This is a genomic window from Streptococcus sp. SI1, assembly GCF_030439945.1.
Lineage (GTDB): Bacteria > Bacillota > Bacilli > Lactobacillales > Streptococcaceae > Streptococcus > Streptococcus intermedius.
Genome location: NZ_JAQFJE010000001.1, coordinates 133,806 through 150,754, shown reverse-complemented (window position 1 = coordinate 150,754; position 16,949 = coordinate 133,806). Strand labels below are relative to the sequence as shown.

Below are 16,949 nucleotides of genomic sequence, written 5' to 3'. Positions count from 1 at the left end.
GTTTACCTTATTTTTTCTGAAATTTTCAATATTTTTTCGAAATAAATTGTACATTTTATGAACTTTTCATCCTTCGTGATGTTTTTACGTTCGGGAAAAGGTTTTTTCTAAAAAAGAAGTGGGCGCATTCAGCAGCCCACTTCTTTCCAAATCTTATCTAATCCACCTTGACTACTTGAAGTTGAGATTCACCTAGTAGCACTAGGTATTTTTCAATTTTTTCAATACCATATGAACGCCTAAGAGCTTCGGCATAAAGTGCTAATTGCCCTCGGTATCGTTTGACTAATTCACTTGAATGAGTGTATTGATCCGTTTTATAGTCAAAGAGAATAATTCGGTCAGCTAATAGAAGATAGCCATCTAATATCCCACGAACAACAAAATCTTGTCCACTTGCTGGATCCTGCTTTAACATAGCAAAAGGGGCTTCACGATATACTCTGTCTGCATACTTCAAAAGGAGCTGTCCAAGTTCAGTCCCAAAGAAACTAGCTATCTTTTGCAAATCAATTTTCTTTTTAACACTTGCTTCTGCCTGAACCTGTTTTAAAACTTTTCTCAAAACAGCTATCGTAGGGGCTTGATCCAAAGGAATACGCTGCATCAGTTCATGGACAGCGCTACCAATTTGCGCTCCTGTAACTGGAGCTTTTTTAGCAAAATTTGGTAGCTCAAAAGAAGCTTTTCCTACAATGGTCGGATTCCTTTTCTCCATAATTTCAACGCCATCTGTATCTATAACTGGTTCATAAAATTTCTTGATTTGGCTTGGTGTTTGAACACTCGGTAGATGAATGGCAGCTCGATACTGAGTATTCAGTCGATCTACATTTTCCAAAATATCCAAAGCCCTGCGAATATCCTCAGATTGGCGATTGTCTATTAAATCCTCTTCAATAACCGCATCTTTCAATTTCAGTTGACCTATTTTTTCACTTGTCAAGTCATTATCTGTCACAAATCGCGTTGAAAAAGCTAAATTATCTTTCTCAAATACTACATGTAAAGCCCACATCCAATCTTGAAAACTTGTCATACTTTGCCTGATAGATGCAGCTAAATGCCCCTTCACTGGAGTAGGGAAGCTTCTTTTCTCCAAACTATTCTGATGACCTTTACCAACTAAATACAGTTTCCTTTCAGCGCGTGTCATGGCGACATAGAGTAGACGCATTTGTTCCGAAATGCTGGCTAAATGGATCTCACGTTCATTTTGCTCATAGGGCAGAGTATCAATAGACAAACGAACATGGTTTGGAGCTAACTTATCAGCAACATCTACTGCAACATCAGCCACATACTTGATTCCAACACCATTTTGACGACTGAGAATCAAAGCAGAACTGCTATCTTTACGATTAAATACTTTGTCCATATTGAGCAAAAAGACATATTTAAATTCCAAACCTTTGCTCTTATGAACCGTCATCAGGCGAACCGCATGTTTCGGAGCTGCACTGACTACACTGGCTAAATCATTCTGTGTTTCCAAGATTTTATCAATCATCCCAATAAAACGTGACAAGCCTTTAAAACTCATTTTTTCGTAATCATTTGCTCGTAAGGTCAGTGCATAAAGATTGGCCTGACGTCCCGCTCCATTTGGTAAAGCTCCCACATAATCGTAATAAAAGCGATCTTGATAAATTTTCCAAAGCAAATCATATAGTGAATTTGTTTTTGCATACTCTCGCCAAGCCTGTAGTGTTCCTTGAAATTGCTGGATTTTTTTTAAAAGAGGAGGCGTGATAAGTTCAGGATATTGCCCGTACCCATTCCGAGCATTCTTCAACTTCTCATAGAGATTTTCCTGATGGGCAACATAATTTGCCTCAGTCACCTTCTTTTGCAAAGCTAAACGTGCCAATTCATCTTCTGTAAAGTTGAACATTGGCGATTTTAAAAGCGCCACCAAAGCATAATCATTGAGAGGGTTGTTAATTGTACGCAAGGTGTCTAACACCACCATGACTTCAACAGACTGAAGGTAATTGTCCTCACCACCGTCTGAAACGACAGGAATACCATATTTAGCAAATTCAGCTAAAATCACATCGTTGCGCGTCCGCGAAGCCGTTAGCAAAGTAATATCCTCAAATTGGACATTTTCTTCATTGTACAGGCGAATAATTTCTTTAATTACCAGTTCTACTTCTCCTGCAGAAACAGAAGAAACCTCCTTGTCATTCTCCTCCTTATCCGCTTCAAGCGCTCCATCATAAATGAGAAATTCTGTCTGATACAAGGGATTTGGTTCTTTTTTATCAGGATTTCCAGCTACCAGATAATGCGTTTCATTGTAATCAATTTCTCCCACTTCCTCATCCATGAGGCGCTTAAACACATCATTGGTGGCTTCCAAAACTTCCAAATGACTGCGAAAATTCTCTTTTAAGACAATCAATTTCCCTTGTCTGCTATCTTCTTTATAGGTTTTGAATTTCTCATTGAAAATCTGCGGATCCGCTTGACGAAAACGGTAAATAGACTGTTTAATATCCCCCACCATAAAGCGATTATCCCCATTTGATAACAGTTCTAGCATCCGCTCTTGCGTGTGGTTAGTATCTTGATATTCATCTACCATAACTTCATGGTATTTGTTTCTATAAAACTGACGCACATCCGAACATTCTTCTAAAATCTGAATAGCAAAATGACTAATGTCCGCAAATTCAAAAGCATTTTCTTCTTTTTTGCGATTCAAATAGCTTGTAACAAACGATTTCATAAATTGCTGCAAAACAAGTAAAATTTCTTTTGCTTCCTCATGGTAAGTCATTTGAAATTCAAAACGATAAAATTGATTCGCCAAGTCTCGTAGAACTTGAATTTTTTCTTTGCGTTTTTCGTTATAGGCGTTGATGATTTCTTTTAATTCTTCTTTACGACCGCTGTTCGTCAAGGCTTTTCCATTGCTGGCACGCGATATTTCTACAATATGATTGAGCGCTGTGAGATAGACTTTCTCAGAGGAAGGCCCTTGTAAACTTGCAAGCCCATCAAGCACACGCTGCACATTTTCAAGATATTTTGCTTTGGGAAATTCCTTGGCTTCATGGATCAAATGATAACGGAAAAAATCTTCTAAATCAAAGAGGGCTTCTTTAGTCTTCGTTAAGAGTTGTGCTTTCTCTTCTTGGAAATCTGCAAACTCATAGCCTTTCAAAAAGTCTTTTTCCAACCATTCTATTGGATTACTAGTAGACTGCAAAAAAGAATAAATCTTATAAACCTGCTCTCGGAAACCATACAAATCTTTCCTCTGACCTGTAAAGTTTTTGACCATTTTTTTAAACAAAGCTGCCTGATCAGATTGATAGAAGTCTTCAAAAACTTGCTCAAAAACTTCGTTTTGTAGCAATAATTGTTCACTCGCACTTTGTAAAATGCGAAAATTTGGTGCCAACTCCAACAGATAACCATATTTATTTAGGACTTTTTGAGTGAAAGAGTCCATAGTTCCAATATCTGCATTGGGAATATCAGCTAATTGCTGCGCCAAGTGCTGTTTAAGTTCCTCATTAGTTGTTTCTTTCAAGGCCTTGGACAACTCTTTCTCCAAGCGCTCTTTTAATTCACTAGCTGCTTTGACGGTGAAAGTTGAAATGAAGAGCTGCTCAATACGAACTCCCCGCATAATTTGATCAATAATCCGCTGCACCATTACAAAGGTTTTTCCTGATCCTGCAGAAGCAGACACAAGAATGTTTTGACCAGAGGAGTAGATGGCTTCGATTTGCTCTGCTGTACGTTTTTGAGTTTTATTAGACTGTGCTTCTTGATGCTGCAAAGCACAAATTTCTGCTTGATTCAAAAATGGTAGTCTCTTCATTTTTCTAGCTCCTCCTTCATCTTTTCTATCCACGCTTGACGTTTTTTTTCACCTGCTGAGTGCTTATCTAGCTTAACCAAATGTCGGGCTCTAGAAAGGTGAAGATTGGCTTCAAAGCCCGTAATCGACTTGTACTGCTCCACAAAAGGTGCAATACTTTTGCCATTTTCTGTATAAGGATTAATCTTAAACTGCCCTGCCAATATCTGCTCGGCAGCACGACGGTACAAGAGTGCATTATAAGCTAACAAAGTTTCTAGTTCTTCTTGACTTAACAAATTGACTTTCTTTTTATTATACAAGTTATTGAGCTGATGAGCTTGATCAGATAAAAACAAGCCCTTGTATCCCAGAGTTTTCATCGCTTCTTTGACCGTATCATCGTATGACTTCGTTTTAGCTAAAGGCACAAGTGGGTTAGCCATCTGTAAATACATAGCTCCAAAAAGCTGCGTACCATCATCTGCCCACTTTTCTTGCTTCAACGCCGCTAGATAGGTTGGCAATTGAGAATTTAAGCCATTAAAAAATTTTTGAAAATCAAAATTCGTATCACTTGATTTATAATCTACAATTCCTAAACTGTTATTACTCCTCAATCGGTCAATTCGGTCAACTTTCCCGCGAATTTGAAGCTTACGTCCATCTGATAAGCTTAAAAAGTTCACATCTTCTTGTCCAAAAACTGCTTCTTCTTGAATAGTATCTACCAAATCATTTTTTTCTAAAACGAGCCCTGTTGCACGCGCCGTATCAAGCAACACTTCATGCGCAAATAAAGCTACTGCATTTTCAGTATAAATCGCTTTAAATTCCGCTTCCTGGCTCGTTTCTTGAATAGCTTTTTCTAGCCGATAATCAAACTGCTCACTTGATGAAGCTTGCATGACTTTTTCAAACACACAATGCAGAAAATTTCCATGACTGCGCGCATCTGGATGGATCGTTATTTCATCTTGCAGAGCTAGGACATACTTCAAAAAATAAGCATACTGATTACGATAGAATTCTGTCAAAGCTGAAGTTGATAGTAAAAATACTTGATGAGGCGGATAAAGAACCTGTAAGGTCTGATCTGACAAAGTCTCTGTTTCAAGACTTGATGTTACATTAGGAATCGAAATACCTTCATTTTCTAATCTTTTGCGCAAAACTCGTACGGCAACTGCCCAAAAAGTCTGGTCTTTATCAGTCAAAGAACGCTCTTTGTCAATCTCTCCTTGATTTAATTCAATAATCCTTGCCAATAAACCGCGGTAAGTACCAATATCATCACTCGTTGCCTGTGGACGCTTCACTTCAATTGGCAAAGCAATTGGTTGTTCATGTAGTTCTAGTAAATAGGAAGAAATATTGTTTTCTATTTCATTGACAATCTGAGGAGTAGAGAGAACTAATCTGTCTGTTGCCGCATTCAACAGTGACAAGGCAACAAAACGATTTTTCTTAAGATTTTCCTGAGTAGCAATCACCAATTCTGAGTGCTCACCTGTCGCTTCATTTAACAATAAACGATCTTCATCTGATAAAAGACTCTTATTTTGGACAATTTTTGGAAAATAATCTTGGGTCAAACCAATAGCATAGACAAAAGGACTCGACAAAGGCTCAATTAAATCATAAGACTGAACAGTTACGACATCTACTGTTGCTGGAACAGTCCGATAATTAGATAACAGCATTCCCGACTGCACCAAGGTCAAAAAATCATCTAGCTTAATCTTGCTGGCTGAAAAGACACTGGCAAACTGTTCTAAAACATGACAAAAAGCTTTCCAAACTTCTTCTTGCCGTTCTTGATCTTGCGGATTCGTAAAATCTACTAAACCAGCAAAATTCTGAGAAAAAGAAATTGTTGTTAAAAATTGATGAAAGTTTTGAAGTAACCCCATTGCTGTTTGACTACGAGATTTTAAAAAATCCAAAAGAGGAGTGACTATTTCTTTTCTTAAGTGATTGATGCGAATGAGATCAAATTTTTGATGTTGATTGTGAGTAAATTCCTTAGAAAACTTACCCATTCCTTTTATATCTGCAAAGCAGATATATTGCTCAAACAAGTCTAACTCTTCTTGGTTTAAATGACCATAGAGACCTGTTTTTAAGAGATTGAGCAAATCTTCCGTTCGAAAATTGTAGTGTTTTAGGCGCACTAAAGCTTCAATAAATTGCACCAAAGGGTGATGGGCCATAGCCTCACTTCGTCCCAGATAAAAAGGGATTTGATACTGATCAAAAATCGTCTTTAACTGTAAATGATACGCTTCCACATCTCCCAAAAGAACGCGAATATCCTTATAACGAACTCCATCATGAACTAACTGACGAATGCTTTTTGCTACATATTCTAATTCTTCCTTTTGATTGACTGTTGACCAAATCTGCACATGCGAGCGATCCTGCTCCGTTAACTCTAGGTCAACATCTGAGAAATCATACCGACTTTCTAACAGTTTTGAAATATTTCCAAATGCATCATCTAATGGTGTTGCTAGTCTATGCTCAGGCTTCACTTCATATTTATCTGCCAAATGGCGTAAGAAATCTACACTAGCTTGATAGAGATTTCCCTCTCGAAAACTTGTACGGTATGCTTTTTCGCTTGCATAAACACCAATAACAATTTCCACTCCCTTGCTATGCAGTAGCTCAACCAAGTAGGCTTCCTCAGCAGAAAAACGCGTAAAGCCATCAATCACCAAGACTAAATCTTGTAATTCCTTATCTACATCACCTGTCATTATATGATTGGCAAAGGTCATAATATTTGATTCAGAACTAAACTCACTCTGATTGATCTGCTGTGTAACAGCCTGCAAAATCTTGATGAAATCTGCTTTCTTCTCATCTTCTTCCAGATGTTCCAAATCCGTGAACGTCATCTGAGCACTCTGCAACTCATGATAAAGTTCAACCAACTGCTGAATAAATTGTGCATCCGTGCGGATACCGCCATACACTCGCAAGTCCTTCTTATCCATTTCTGACAAGACTTTGTAAAATAACATTCCCAGACCAATATCATCTAATGGGCTACCTTGCTGTATATCATTGAGGACAAAATAGCGTGCCATCTGGGTAAAACGCGTCACTGTAATAGCAAAGGACGCTTGATGAGTGAGCTGGCTTAAAACTACTCTCTCCTTTTCAAATGAAAGAGAGTTAGGAGCAATATAAAACACGCGCTTACCTTTCTGTGCCAAGCGCTCTGCTTCTTTCACCAAAATCGTTGTTAAGGGATTGCGAATATCTGTGTAAAGTAATTTCATGTGCATCCTTTTTCTATCAAAATATAGTTTTATTATATCATTTTTGAATCTGTTCAACAGAAAACAACTGCCTTGAAGCATAACAAAAAATCTTCACAAGAAAACTTGTGAAGATAAACGACTAACGATAAGCTAAAGCTTTTTTGAAGCTCTTCCAAATGCCCACATCATCTGTTTGCAAAATCAAACTCGAATAAATCCGACCGATATAGACCGTCATTCCTAATGTAAAGATAAAAGCAATAGCAAACGAAACCCACGCTTCGAGTCCATTCGCATAACCATTAATCGCACGGAAAGGCATAAAGAAAGTCGAAATAAACGGAATATAAGAACCTACTTTCAGTAAAATCGTGTCGCCTGCATTTCCCAAAGATGTTACACCTAAGAATCCTAATACAACTAGCATCACAACTGGTTGAACGGCTTTGCCAACATCTTCAATTCTCGTGACCATCGAGCCTAAAAAAGCAGACAAGACTACAAACATAAAGACACTCAAAGTAATGAAAGCAATCGTGTTAAAGGAAATTGCCTCACCTAAATGCTTCATTAAATTTGGATTAGCATCTAAGAAATGCTTCACAAAAGAAATTTGTCCTGAAAAAGCAAGCAAGATTATAGCGCCAACTACATAAATACCCACATGGGTCAAGATAACTGCAAAAATTCCAGCCATTCGACCATAAAAATATTCAGATGCCTTGATACTGGAGAAAATAACCTCCATAATCTTTGTTCCTTTTTCGCTTGCAATTTCCTGCGCAGTTGAGCTTGTATAAACAATGAGAATCATGTACAACACCAAGCCAATTGCTGTTGCAACAACTGTTTGAATCGTTTTCTTAGCCTCTTTCTTTTCGTCAATTTTTTCCTTAAAATCAATGCCTCTAGAAAGGAGCTTGACTTGCTGATCTGATAGATTAGCTTGGCTAATATTGGCCACCTGTTGCAACTGCATCAGTTTCTGTGAAATCGTAGCTTTAATCGTGCTGTTCATGCTTGTATCCGCAAAGTAAGTAGCCTTAATCTGACCATTTACTTCTGACACCAATAAATAACCACCAATATCGCCGTCTTTTACAGCTTTCTTGGCTGCTGCTTCATCTTTATAATCGAAGTCCAGATTCTTGGTATCCTTTAAAACTTCTTTAATCTGGGTATAGTTCGTTACGACTGCAATGCGGCTAGAATTGCTACTTGACATGGAAGAAAGATAGCCAACTCCCAAACTAAGACCGATAAAAATAAAAGGCGAAATTACCATAAAGACAAAGCTCCATGACTTAACATGCCGAAGATAAGTTTCTTGGATAACAATTAAAGCCTGTTTCATAGTTCCACCCCTGATTCTAATTTAAAGATTTCATCTATCGTTGGAGCTTGTTGGTCAAAAGTTGCAATATATTGTCCCTTAGTCAGCAAGTCAAACAATTCCTTACCAGCCGCTTCGTCATCTAAGATCAACCGCCATGTTCCTTGGTTGGTCAAATTAGCCTTGGTTACGTGAGGAAGTGCTTCTAATTCAGTTTGGGATAGTGTGCTAGATACAAATAAGCGTGTTTTCCCGTATTGATTACGAACTTCTTGTACACTACCATCTAAAATGACTTTACCATCACGAATCATAACAACATCATCACATAATTCTTCTACATTGGTCATGACATGATCAGAAAAGATAATCGTAGCTCCACGCTCTTTTTCTTCAACAATAACTTGTTTTAAAATCTCTGTATTGACGGGATCAAGACCACTAAAAGGCTCGTCTAAGATAATCAAATTTGGCTCATGCAGTAGTGTAATGATCAACTGCACTTTCTGTTGATTCCCTTTTGACAAACTCTTGATTTTGTCAGTCACTTTCCCTTTGACTTGCAAGCGTTCCATCCACTGGGGCAACTTTTCTTTCACAACTGCATTGGGCACTCCCTTTAAGTTTGCCAAATACCGAACTTGCTCATAGACAGTCAACTTAGGCATCAAACTTCGTTCTTCTGGTAAATAGCCAATTTCCCGATAAGTGTCTTGAGAAATAGCTTTGCCCTCAAAAGAAATCCTACCGCTATATTCTAAAAAACGCAGAATGCTATGAAAAATCGTTGTTTTCCCAGCACCGTTTTTTCCAATCAGACCAAGGATTTGTCCTGATTCAGCTCTAAAATCGACACCAAATAGAACTTGTTTTTGTCCAAAACTTTTTTCTAACTTCTGAATTTCAAGCATCCTAAACCTCCTACAGTTCTAGGTTCACTATATGCGCATATAGAAATTTATACTGATTATAGCGCTTTAAAAATATTTTTTCAAGTACTGATATCCATTATTTCTAGGTTCAAACAGTTTTTCTTGCTAAAAAGAGTTCCAGTAGAAGAGCAAAACAAAAGAGTTAATTGATTTGAAATAAGAAAAATTTTCATATCAATTCCTCTAGATTTTGTCATATTGGCTACTTTTCTCGCTTACCACCTGTTCAATTTTTCGTTGCACCTGCCCTTTAAAAGCTGTATCCATCTGTTCCTCAATAGCTTGAATCGTTAATTTAGTTCGCTGTGCACTATCTGAAACCTTTGCTTTGTATGTCTGCATAGTAGCTTTTTTACTATTGGTCAAAATCATTGCCATCGTTTGAATACGGCTACGTTCCATCATCCGATACATCTGTTCTAAAGCATAATGATATTCCTTATCAGAATAATAGTCATTCATAATTGGCGTTAGCATACTCTCTCCTCAATTTATTAACTTCTTCTTCAAGCGCCGCTCGTTCTTTACGATAAGCACGATCCAATTTTTCCTCTTCCATCTCCAAAGTGCTACTTCTCTTCCTAAATGCACTATCTGATTGATCCATTAATTGCTGCAAACTTTGAAAAAAACGTTCTCCATCATGATAAGAATGATTGGTCTTATATAAAAATGCATTCAACTTTCCTGCCTCATCATCTGCGATTCGGGCAAGCTGAAATTTTCGATCAAAAATTTCCTCGTGCTTGGCTTCAAATACCTTTTTCTGCATGCGATAAGCGCTTTCTAACTCATTGTACTCTTCTTCTTTCCTTCTTATCTGCTGATACAGATTATCTACAGCTCGCTGCTCCATCTTTTAAATTCTCCCGCTAATTCTTGATCCCTTGCTAATTTGCTTTCTATTACTTGGTGAATCCCTTGGTTTAATTGAGCAAAGTCACTTGCTAAAGCATTCGCTTTCTGATAAGCCGCTTCAAACTCACGCTCTACTTCCCCAACAATACTATCATAGGTGACTCCCGCTGCCGCAAAAGCTCCCACCACTTCCTCATGACTGAGATGTTGAAAGGTGCTAAAATCTATACTCTCCCAAAGCTGCTTGGCCTTGCCAACTGCTTCCGTGCGATACCCTTTCATCTCATCTGAACCTGCCTGAGCTGCTTTCTCTAAGCCATCACCAATCACCATCCCTTGAGCACTATCTAGGAAAATCCGCTCATGACCAGAATAACCACCCGAAGACAACCGCTTCTTAAACAAGCGATAACGGTACATCCCCGCAACCGTTTCAGCGTAAGCTGTCACCCGTTCATCACTTATCACCTGACCATCTAAGTCAACTAGCTGCCCTTTCTCATTAAACTTCCACTGGGACAGCTGATGGTATTCTAGCTTTTTACCTAGTTCATCTTTTCCCTGATAAATCTTGGGATAAATGGCTGTCTTTGTTTCATCACCCATGATATTGCCTATTAGATCATAGCGATGACGATAGTTGCGGAACTGCTCTGGGTGCTTTCGCATATATTCAATCTCTTCTTTAGAAAGCAAGTTATGAGTATCGGGTCCGTTGAAACCAAGATTGGAATAGCCTCGTTTTAAGGCAACATAGAGAGCTAGTGACTCCCCCAGAGAATGACCAGTTGTACTAATCTTCGCTTTGGGATAGCGCTTTTCAACTTCTTTGGCGAAAGTGAGGGCGGTTTGAAATTGGGAAGTACGAAAAGTTTTTGTCGACGAATCAGCTAAGATTCTCTTCTCTCCTAAACCAATCGATTGAATATCTGTCTGGATGTCTTTCAAATCCGAACTATTAGTTCCAGCATAAGCCACCACGATATGGCTCAAATCCGGTTTTCCATTTTTATCCACCGGCGCTACTGCCATAGCCTGCATGCCGTTTGAGGTGTTGTCTTCGGCGGCGAGGACTTGGAATTTTTGCCCACTTGATTTAAAAACTTTATCTTTTCTCCAAGAGCGCTTAACCTTACCCGCATCAACATTATAAACCCCATTGGCAATATCAGTATAATTTTTATCTGTTACTTTCATTATTTACTCCAATATTTTACTTCAACATCATTTATTGCTTTTAGATTAGTTGCTGCGTTTTTCTCTGTCAAACCTAATTTTTTATACCAACTAATAACATAGTTATCTGTTCTGTCATTAAATTTGAAAAAAGTAATTTCCATTTTTATTTCTTTATTTATAGTTAATAATACATTTCTTGAGCCTGTGACTTCATTTTTTTCAATGTCATTAAATTCTATTCTGTGAATTCCTTCATAATGATTCACTAAATACAAAGCTATTCGCTCCTGCTCATGGTGTATCTGTTGTGCCTCTGTTTGTTCTCGTTTTTGGTTTAAACTAAACATAATGATTCCTCCTATCACAAAGATTACAAAAGCTACAATGGACAACTTTGTTTTCTTCCCCATAAAACACCTCCTTGTGTTATCCTATAAACTAACTATTTACTAATTACCTTATAGTATAGCATAAATCGCTGTATTTATTTCATCACCCATGATATTGCCTATTAGATCATACCGATGACAATAGTTGCGGAACTGCTCTGGATGTTTTCGCATATATTCGATTTCTTCTTTAGAAAGCAAGTTATGAGTATCGAGCCCGTTGAAACCAAGATTGGAATAGCCTCGTTTTAAGGCAACATACATAGCTAGAGATTGCCCTAGCGAATGACCAGTAGTGCTAATCTTCACTTTGGGATGCGCTTTTCAACTTCTTTGGCGAAAGTGAGGGCGGTTTGGAATTGGGAGTCTGTTGGAATTGTGGTTTTTCTGACACGATTAGCTGGGTTCTCATTGGCAATCCAGCTACTTTCTGGTGGGAGTAGCGTCTCTTCTGTCGTATGTAATTTGTTGCTTCCTAAACCAATCGATTGAATATCTGTTTGGATGTCTTTCAAATCCGAACTATTAGTTCCAGCATAAGCCACCACGATATGGCTCAAATTCGGTTTTCCATTTTTATCCAGTGGCGCTACTGCCATAGCTTGCATACCGTTTTTATGGTTGTCTTCGACTTGGAGGACTTGGTATCTACCTAACGATTCATCTTTAGGATTAATAGGATAGGTCTTTCCTTCTTTAGGGGTATAATCCTTATCATCCTTCTTTGAATCTACCCAGTAGGATTGTTCCGACAGCCATCTATATTGTTCATCTATAAAAGCCATATTATTCTCCTAAATACGTAATTTTAATGCTGGAAATATCCACCTTGTCATTCTCAGAAAGCGACGGATTTTTTTCGATTTTTCGGAAGTCTTCTATCGGTCCCAAAGTGACAATTCCATCAGAAACATTGAATTCTTTAAAGTTATTTACCGTTAAACCTGTTTCATATTGATTGTTAAGTTTAAATTTAAGGTGATAACTTCCTGTCATATTATCTCTTTGAAAATCTGTAAAATTGATAGAATTCACCTCATATTTTCGTACTATCCAATATACTACATTCCTCTGTTGTTCTTTCGTCAAAGTTGGTTTATTTTCAAACATTTTACACCCTCCTATAAATAATATTGGTATGACTAATAGTAACAGTTTCACAATCCATTCCCTCGTTTTCATAAAACACCTCCTTATGTTATCCTATAAAATAATTATTTACTAACTAGCTTAGAGTATAACATAATCTAAAAGCTGATACAAAGCTATTCTTCTACTAGAGTAGACTTTAAACTATCATTTTAGCCTAGAAAAAAGTATTAAAAATCAAAAATATCTTTTAAACATAAAAAGACATTGTTAACAAAACAATGTCCCCTTAATTCCAATCAATTTTTAAACGCATCCACCAGTACTTGAAATTCTTCATTGGAAAGTGTAATCCCTTTTCCCATTTTTGTATGATCAGGACTCCAGCTACGGATATCATATTTGGCTGGTGCACCATTGAAACTCACTCGGTTCAGCTCTTTCGTCCAGCCTTTATCATTTTCTGATAACACCAGTAACTTTTCTTCTATCTCAAATTTGAACTCTGACATCTTGTCTCCTTTTTCTTCTTTCTTGATTTATTCGTAAAAAATTTACTTTTTTAGCAAGTTTGTTATATAATATATTGTAACAAGTTATGGAGAATTTAGCTATGAAAAAATTTCTCGAAATGATTTTAGAACGAGCCAGTGAATTTATCAATTACAAAAACGATACTCAAGATCTGGAAGAAGATAACGCCGATATCTTGCAGATGATTGAAACCGCTTTGCAAAAGAAATCAGGTGTACATGTTATTTTTTCAGACAAAAGTTTTACTGGTGATATTGTAAAATATGACAAAGGACGCCAACAATTGATTGTCAAAAACTTTCAAAAAAGTATGTCTACTATCATTCGTATTTCAGATATTAAACGGATTCGTCTCGTTCCCAATACTATTAGAGAAGCACAAAAAAGAAATTCCAACCTCAAATGAGATTGGAATTTTTTATTCAAACAAACCATAATAGTCCGCTATGGTCATCTTGGCTTTTTCTTCTTGCTTAAGGTCTTGGATGATCTGTCCCTCTTTCATGACAATGAGACGATTGCCATATTTGAGCGCATCCTCCATGTGATGAGTAATCATAAGAGCCGTCAGTTGGTCTCTTTGGACAAAATCATCAGTCAACTCCATAAGGGCAACACTAGTTTTTGGATCCAGCGCTGCTGTATGTTCGTCTAGAAGAAGCAGTTCTGGGCGCTTGAGAGTCGCCATCAGCAAACTCAAAGCCTGTCTCTGACCACCAGAAAGAAATTCAATTGGCGTATCCAAATGTTTTTCTAAACCATTGCTAATTTTCTCTATTATTTCTTGAAATTCTTTGCGATAACGCTTCAGGCGACGTGGGACCAAACGACGTTTTTCACCACGAAATTTTGCAATTAATAGATTCTCTGCCACCGTCATGCGAGGGGATGTCCCCATTTTGGGATCTTGAAAAACACGCGATAGATATTTAGCTCGTTTTTCTGGTGAGAAACTCGTCACATTTTCACCCAAAATATAAATGTCCCCACTTGTTAATGGTAATGTGCCCGCAATAACGTTGAAAAGAGTAGATTTCCCTGCACCATTTCCACCTAAAATGGTAATGAAGTCATGCTCAAAAATATCCAACGAAACGTCATTCAAAATGATTTTTTCTTCCTCAACACCTATATCGACAAGTTTTGTTGCATTTTTCAATTCTACAATTGCTGTCATTTGCTTAACTTGACTCCTTTAAAGAATTTATTTTTAAAAGCCGGAATCATGAGGCAAACCGCCAAGATAACCGCACTATACAGACGGAGATAACTGGTATTAAAACCAAGTGCAATCACACCCCAAATCAGAAATTGATAGAAAATAGCTCCGACAACAATCGTTAGTAAACGTTCTGCTAATGTCAGACTAATAAAGAGCACCTCGCCAATGATGAGGCTAGCAAGTCCGACAACAATCACTCCAATACCGCGCGAGACATCCGCATAACCTTCCTGCTGAGCAATGAGGGCTCCAGCTAGAGCAATAACACCATTAGATAGCACCAACCCCATCAGCTCCATTCGCCCTGTGTGAATGCCAAAACTCCTCGCCATATCAGGATTATCTCCTGTAGCAATATAAGCTTGACCCAATTTTGTATCTAAGAAAAAGAGCAGTGCAGCTATTACCAAACTGACAAAAAGTAGCCCTGTTAGAAGATTGTTGATTTCACTAGAAAATAGGAGAAAATCTTGAATTTGCTTCGTTCCGAGAAGACCACGATTCGCCCGCCCCATTAACATGAGCATAATCGAATGGCAGGAAGTCATGACCAAAATTCCAGAAAGTAGAGTAGGTATTTTCCCCTTGGTATAAAGAAGTCCTGTTGCCATACCTGCTAAACACCCTGCCAGAATGGCAACAACAGTCGCCAGAAAGGGATTGATGCCTTTACTAATCAGCGTAACTGCTACTGCTCCACCTAATGGAAAAGAGCCTTCTGTTGTCATATCAGGGAAATTTAAAATACGAAAAGTCATAAAAATCCCCAAACCTAGTATGGCCCAAACAAGACCTTGTGAGACAATTGAAATAATCATAATGTTATCCTAACTTTAAAAAATATCATTCTTATCAATCGGATTACTCAATGACTTGTCCTGCTTTTTTCAGAACATCATCCGGAATCGTTATTCCTAGCTGAGCAGCCACTTTTTTATTTATAACCGTTTTTCCAGTAGTAAAGATTTCAACTGCTGTGTTTGCTGGTTTAGCCCCTTTCAAAATCTTCGCAGTCATTTTCCCAGTCGCTACTCCAAGTTCTTTTTGATCTACTACAACGGAACCTAGACCACCTTCTTTTACCATAGCCGTCGCGCTTGGATAGATAGGTTTTTTAACTGTTTGATTACTGGAAACAACCGTTGAAAAAGCAGAAGCAATGGTGTTATCAATTGGAATCCAAATAGCGTCTACTTTCCTTGTCATCACATTCATAGTTGAAGCAATCTCATTTGTCGAAGGAACAGAATAAGGAAGCACCTTATAGCCTGCTTTTTCAGCCAAAGTTGTAAATTCTTCTACCTGCGTTTTGGAATTGTCCTCACTACTTGAGTAAAGAATACCAATTGTTTTCACATTCGGTGTTAACTGTTTAATCAGATTTAACTGTTGCTTAGCTGGATTGTGATCAGAAACACCTGTGATATTACCGTCAGGCTGTTTCAAATCTTTGACCAAATTTGCTCCAGCTGGGTCGGTCACTGCTCCCATAACAACTGGCTTGTCTTTCGTTGCACTAGCTAGCCCCTGAGCAGCAGGCGTTGCGATTCCAATCAGCACATCATTATTATTTACGACCAGTTGCTTACTCATCGTTGCTACTTTACTTTGATCACCTTCTGCATTCATAAAATCAATCTTGATTTTCTTGCCTTTGTAGCCTTCTTGTGCCAAGCCTTCTTGAATGCCCTTATAAATCAAATCCAGCGATGGATGACTAACATATTGTAGTACGCCGACTTTTACTGTTTTTGTTGTATTGTTGATTTTCGTTATTTTCCCATCATTAATGCTAGAATAAATGATTCCTCCAACAACTAAGACTACTAAAAGTGCAATAATTGCCATTAGTCGTTTATTTTTCATATCTGTTCTCCATTTCGTATGTTCCAAATGTTTATTCAAGTAAAATCCAGAGTCGCCATCGCTTAAACATACTTCCCCTCCATTTAACAAGACGGAAACAATAAAAGAAAACCCACACACAGTTCATCCTGTGTGAGGGCGTAAATCGCGGTGCCACCTCAATTATGGGAAAAATCATACACTTTCCCCACATCTCTATCTTGTCTAACAACAAGTTGCACTATAAGGTGTGCTTACCGAATTTTTATCGTTTCAAATTCAAGTTCTATCCATTAGCCCAATTTCATAAAACCCTGCTACTTGTTTCCACCAACCACAAGTTCTCTGCCAACAGACATTTTATTACTTTTCTAATTTGTTATCATTTTAGAGGTTTCTGAAATAAATGTCAAGTATTTTGTCAAACTTTTCTGATAATAATTTTTCAACCTTTTCTTGCTATTTTTTGTTATAATTTT

Annotated in this window: 16 protein-coding genes and 1 other annotated feature; of the genes, 1 reads left to right on the top strand and 15 read right to left on the bottom strand. The window is 37.7% G+C overall.

All coding sequences use genetic code 11. From position 1 onward, the window contains the following. Nucleotides 1-157 precede the first annotated feature (157 nt). The 12 genes from addA to PCY10_RS00750 all read right to left on the bottom strand — a co-directional run bounded on the left by addA (nucleotide 158) and on the right by PCY10_RS00750 (nucleotide 13,381). A complete protein-coding gene (gene addA / locus PCY10_RS00805) occupies nucleotides 158-3,838 on the bottom strand; it encodes a helicase-exonuclease AddAB subunit AddA (protein WP_021002530.1) in 3,681 nt (1,226 codons plus the stop codon). Next, nucleotides 3,835-7,107: an ATP-dependent nuclease subunit B gene (gene rexB / locus PCY10_RS00800; RefSeq protein WP_021002529.1), complete on the bottom strand. Its 3,273-nt coding sequence runs from the start codon at nucleotides 7,105-7,107 to the stop codon at nucleotides 3,835-3,837. The genes addA and rexB overlap by 4 nt, the downstream gene beginning before the upstream one ends. 121 nt (nucleotides 7,108-7,228) lie before the next feature. Further along, nucleotides 7,229-8,443 carry an ABC transporter permease gene (locus PCY10_RS00795; RefSeq protein WP_021002528.1) on the bottom strand — a complete coding sequence of 405 codons (1,215 nt, stop codon included), beginning with the start codon at nucleotides 8,441-8,443 and terminating at the stop codon, nucleotides 7,229-7,231. Then, nucleotides 8,440-9,333, bottom strand: coding sequence for an ABC transporter ATP-binding protein (locus tag PCY10_RS00790; protein ID WP_003072123.1), 894 nt, complete (start codon nucleotides 9,331-9,333; stop codon nucleotides 8,440-8,442). The genes PCY10_RS00795 and PCY10_RS00790 overlap by 4 nt, the downstream gene beginning before the upstream one ends. Nucleotides 9,334-9,537: 204 nt before the next feature. Beyond that, on the bottom strand, nucleotides 9,538-9,831 hold the full coding sequence (locus PCY10_RS00785; protein ID WP_020998416.1) for a hypothetical protein: 294 nt from the start codon (nucleotides 9,829-9,831) through the stop codon (nucleotides 9,538-9,540). Continuing rightward, nucleotides 9,809-10,210, bottom strand: coding sequence for a hypothetical protein (locus PCY10_RS00780; protein WP_003072121.1), 402 nt, complete (start codon nucleotides 10,208-10,210; stop codon nucleotides 9,809-9,811). The genes PCY10_RS00785 and PCY10_RS00780 overlap by 23 nt, the downstream gene beginning before the upstream one ends. Beyond that, entirely contained in the window at nucleotides 10,192-11,409 is a 1,218-nt protein-coding gene (locus PCY10_RS00775; protein WP_020998414.1) for a hypothetical protein, read from the bottom strand. Before PCY10_RS00775 ends, PCY10_RS00780 begins: the two co-directional genes overlap by 19 nt. After that, complete coding sequence (locus tag PCY10_RS00770) at nucleotides 11,409-11,801, bottom strand: hypothetical protein (protein WP_020998413.1); 393 nt, start codon at nucleotides 11,799-11,801, stop codon at nucleotides 11,409-11,411. Before PCY10_RS00770 ends, PCY10_RS00775 begins: the two co-directional genes overlap by 1 nt. A gap of 48 nt (nucleotides 11,802-11,849) precedes the next feature. Next, the gene (locus tag PCY10_RS00765) at nucleotides 11,850-12,089 is read right to left on the bottom strand and encodes a hypothetical protein (protein WP_235046488.1); all 240 of its coding nucleotides are present in this window, start codon (nucleotides 12,087-12,089) and stop codon (nucleotides 11,850-11,852) included. Continuing rightward, entirely contained in the window at nucleotides 12,086-12,565 is a 480-nt protein-coding gene (locus PCY10_RS00760) for a hypothetical protein (protein ID WP_235046487.1), read from the bottom strand. Before PCY10_RS00760 ends, PCY10_RS00765 begins: the two co-directional genes overlap by 4 nt. Before the next feature lies 1 nt (nucleotide 12,566). Beyond that, nucleotides 12,567-12,890, bottom strand: a complete 324-nt coding sequence (locus PCY10_RS00755; protein ID WP_041787693.1) for a hypothetical protein — start codon at nucleotides 12,888-12,890, stop codon at nucleotides 12,567-12,569. 278 nt (nucleotides 12,891-13,168) lie between these two features. Then, entirely contained in the window at nucleotides 13,169-13,381 is a 213-nt protein-coding gene (locus PCY10_RS00750) for a YdbC family protein (protein ID WP_003076737.1), read from the bottom strand. Between the two features lie 101 nt (nucleotides 13,382-13,482). Between PCY10_RS00750 and PCY10_RS00745 the strand changes: the two genes are divergently transcribed. Beyond that, entirely contained in the window at nucleotides 13,483-13,809 is a 327-nt protein-coding gene (locus PCY10_RS00745; protein WP_003072100.1) for a hypothetical protein, read from the top strand. A gap of 12 nt (nucleotides 13,810-13,821) precedes the next feature. Here the strand turns inward: PCY10_RS00745 and PCY10_RS00740 are convergent, their stop codons facing one another. From PCY10_RS00740 to trpX, 3 genes are read right to left on the bottom strand one after another with little or no spacing between them, the layout of a single operon-like run. After that, a complete protein-coding gene (locus tag PCY10_RS00740) occupies nucleotides 13,822-14,580 on the bottom strand; it encodes an ABC transporter ATP-binding protein (protein WP_021002527.1) in 759 nt (252 codons plus the stop codon). Next, entirely contained in the window at nucleotides 14,577-15,443 is an 867-nt protein-coding gene (locus tag PCY10_RS00735; RefSeq protein WP_021002526.1) for an ABC transporter permease, read from the bottom strand. Before PCY10_RS00735 ends, PCY10_RS00740 begins: the two co-directional genes overlap by 4 nt. A gap of 43 nt (nucleotides 15,444-15,486) precedes the next feature. After that, nucleotides 15,487-16,491, bottom strand: a complete 1,005-nt coding sequence (gene trpX / locus PCY10_RS00730; RefSeq protein WP_021002525.1) for a tryptophan ABC transporter substrate-binding protein — start codon at nucleotides 16,489-16,491, stop codon at nucleotides 15,487-15,489. Between the two features lie 131 nt (nucleotides 16,492-16,622). Next, nucleotides 16,623-16,859: a binding site (T-box leader), on the bottom strand. Nucleotides 16,860-16,949: the final 90 nt, after the last annotated feature.

What these genes read in the sequence shown, in the direction of transcription:
- addA (WP_021002530.1), bottom strand. Translation starts at nt 3,838, where the DNA reads ATGAAGAGACTACCATTTTTGAATCAAGCAGAAATTTGTGCTTTGCAG.
- rexB (WP_021002529.1), bottom strand. Translation starts at nt 7,107, where the DNA reads ATGAAATTACTTTACACAGATATTCGCAATCCCTTAACAACGATTTTG.
- PCY10_RS00795 (WP_021002528.1), bottom strand. Translation starts at nt 8,443, where the DNA reads ATGAAACAGGCTTTAATTGTTATCCAAGAAACTTATCTTCGGCATGTT.
- PCY10_RS00790 (WP_003072123.1), bottom strand. Translation starts at nt 9,333, where the DNA reads ATGCTTGAAATTCAGAAGTTAGAAAAAAGTTTTGGACAAAAACAAGTT.
- PCY10_RS00785 (WP_020998416.1), bottom strand. Translation starts at nt 9,831, where the DNA reads ATGCTAACGCCAATTATGAATGACTATTATTCTGATAAGGAATATCAT.
- PCY10_RS00780 (WP_003072121.1), bottom strand. Translation starts at nt 10,210, where the DNA reads ATGGAGCAGCGAGCTGTAGATAATCTGTATCAGCAGATAAGAAGGAAA.
- PCY10_RS00775 (WP_020998414.1), bottom strand. Translation starts at nt 11,409, where the DNA reads ATGAAAGTAACAGATAAAAATTATACTGATATTGCCAATGGGGTTTAT.
- PCY10_RS00770 (WP_020998413.1), bottom strand. Translation starts at nt 11,801, where the DNA reads ATGGGGAAGAAAACAAAGTTGTCCATTGTAGCTTTTGTAATCTTTGTG.
- PCY10_RS00760 (WP_235046487.1), bottom strand. Translation starts at nt 12,565, where the DNA reads ATGGCTTTTATAGATGAACAATATAGATGGCTGTCGGAACAATCCTAC.
- PCY10_RS00755 (WP_041787693.1), bottom strand. Translation starts at nt 12,890, where the DNA reads ATGTTTGAAAATAAACCAACTTTGACGAAAGAACAACAGAGGAATGTA.
- PCY10_RS00750 (WP_003076737.1), bottom strand. Translation starts at nt 13,381, where the DNA reads ATGTCAGAGTTCAAATTTGAGATAGAAGAAAAGTTACTGGTGTTATCA.
- PCY10_RS00745 (WP_003072100.1), top strand. Translation starts at nt 13,483, where the DNA reads ATGAAAAAATTTCTCGAAATGATTTTAGAACGAGCCAGTGAATTTATC.
- PCY10_RS00740 (WP_021002527.1), bottom strand. Translation starts at nt 14,580, where the DNA reads ATGACAGCAATTGTAGAATTGAAAAATGCAACAAAACTTGTCGATATA.
- PCY10_RS00735 (WP_021002526.1), bottom strand. Translation starts at nt 15,443, where the DNA reads ATGATTATTTCAATTGTCTCACAAGGTCTTGTTTGGGCCATACTAGGT.
- trpX (WP_021002525.1), bottom strand. Translation starts at nt 16,491, where the DNA reads ATGAAAAATAAACGACTAATGGCAATTATTGCACTTTTAGTAGTCTTA.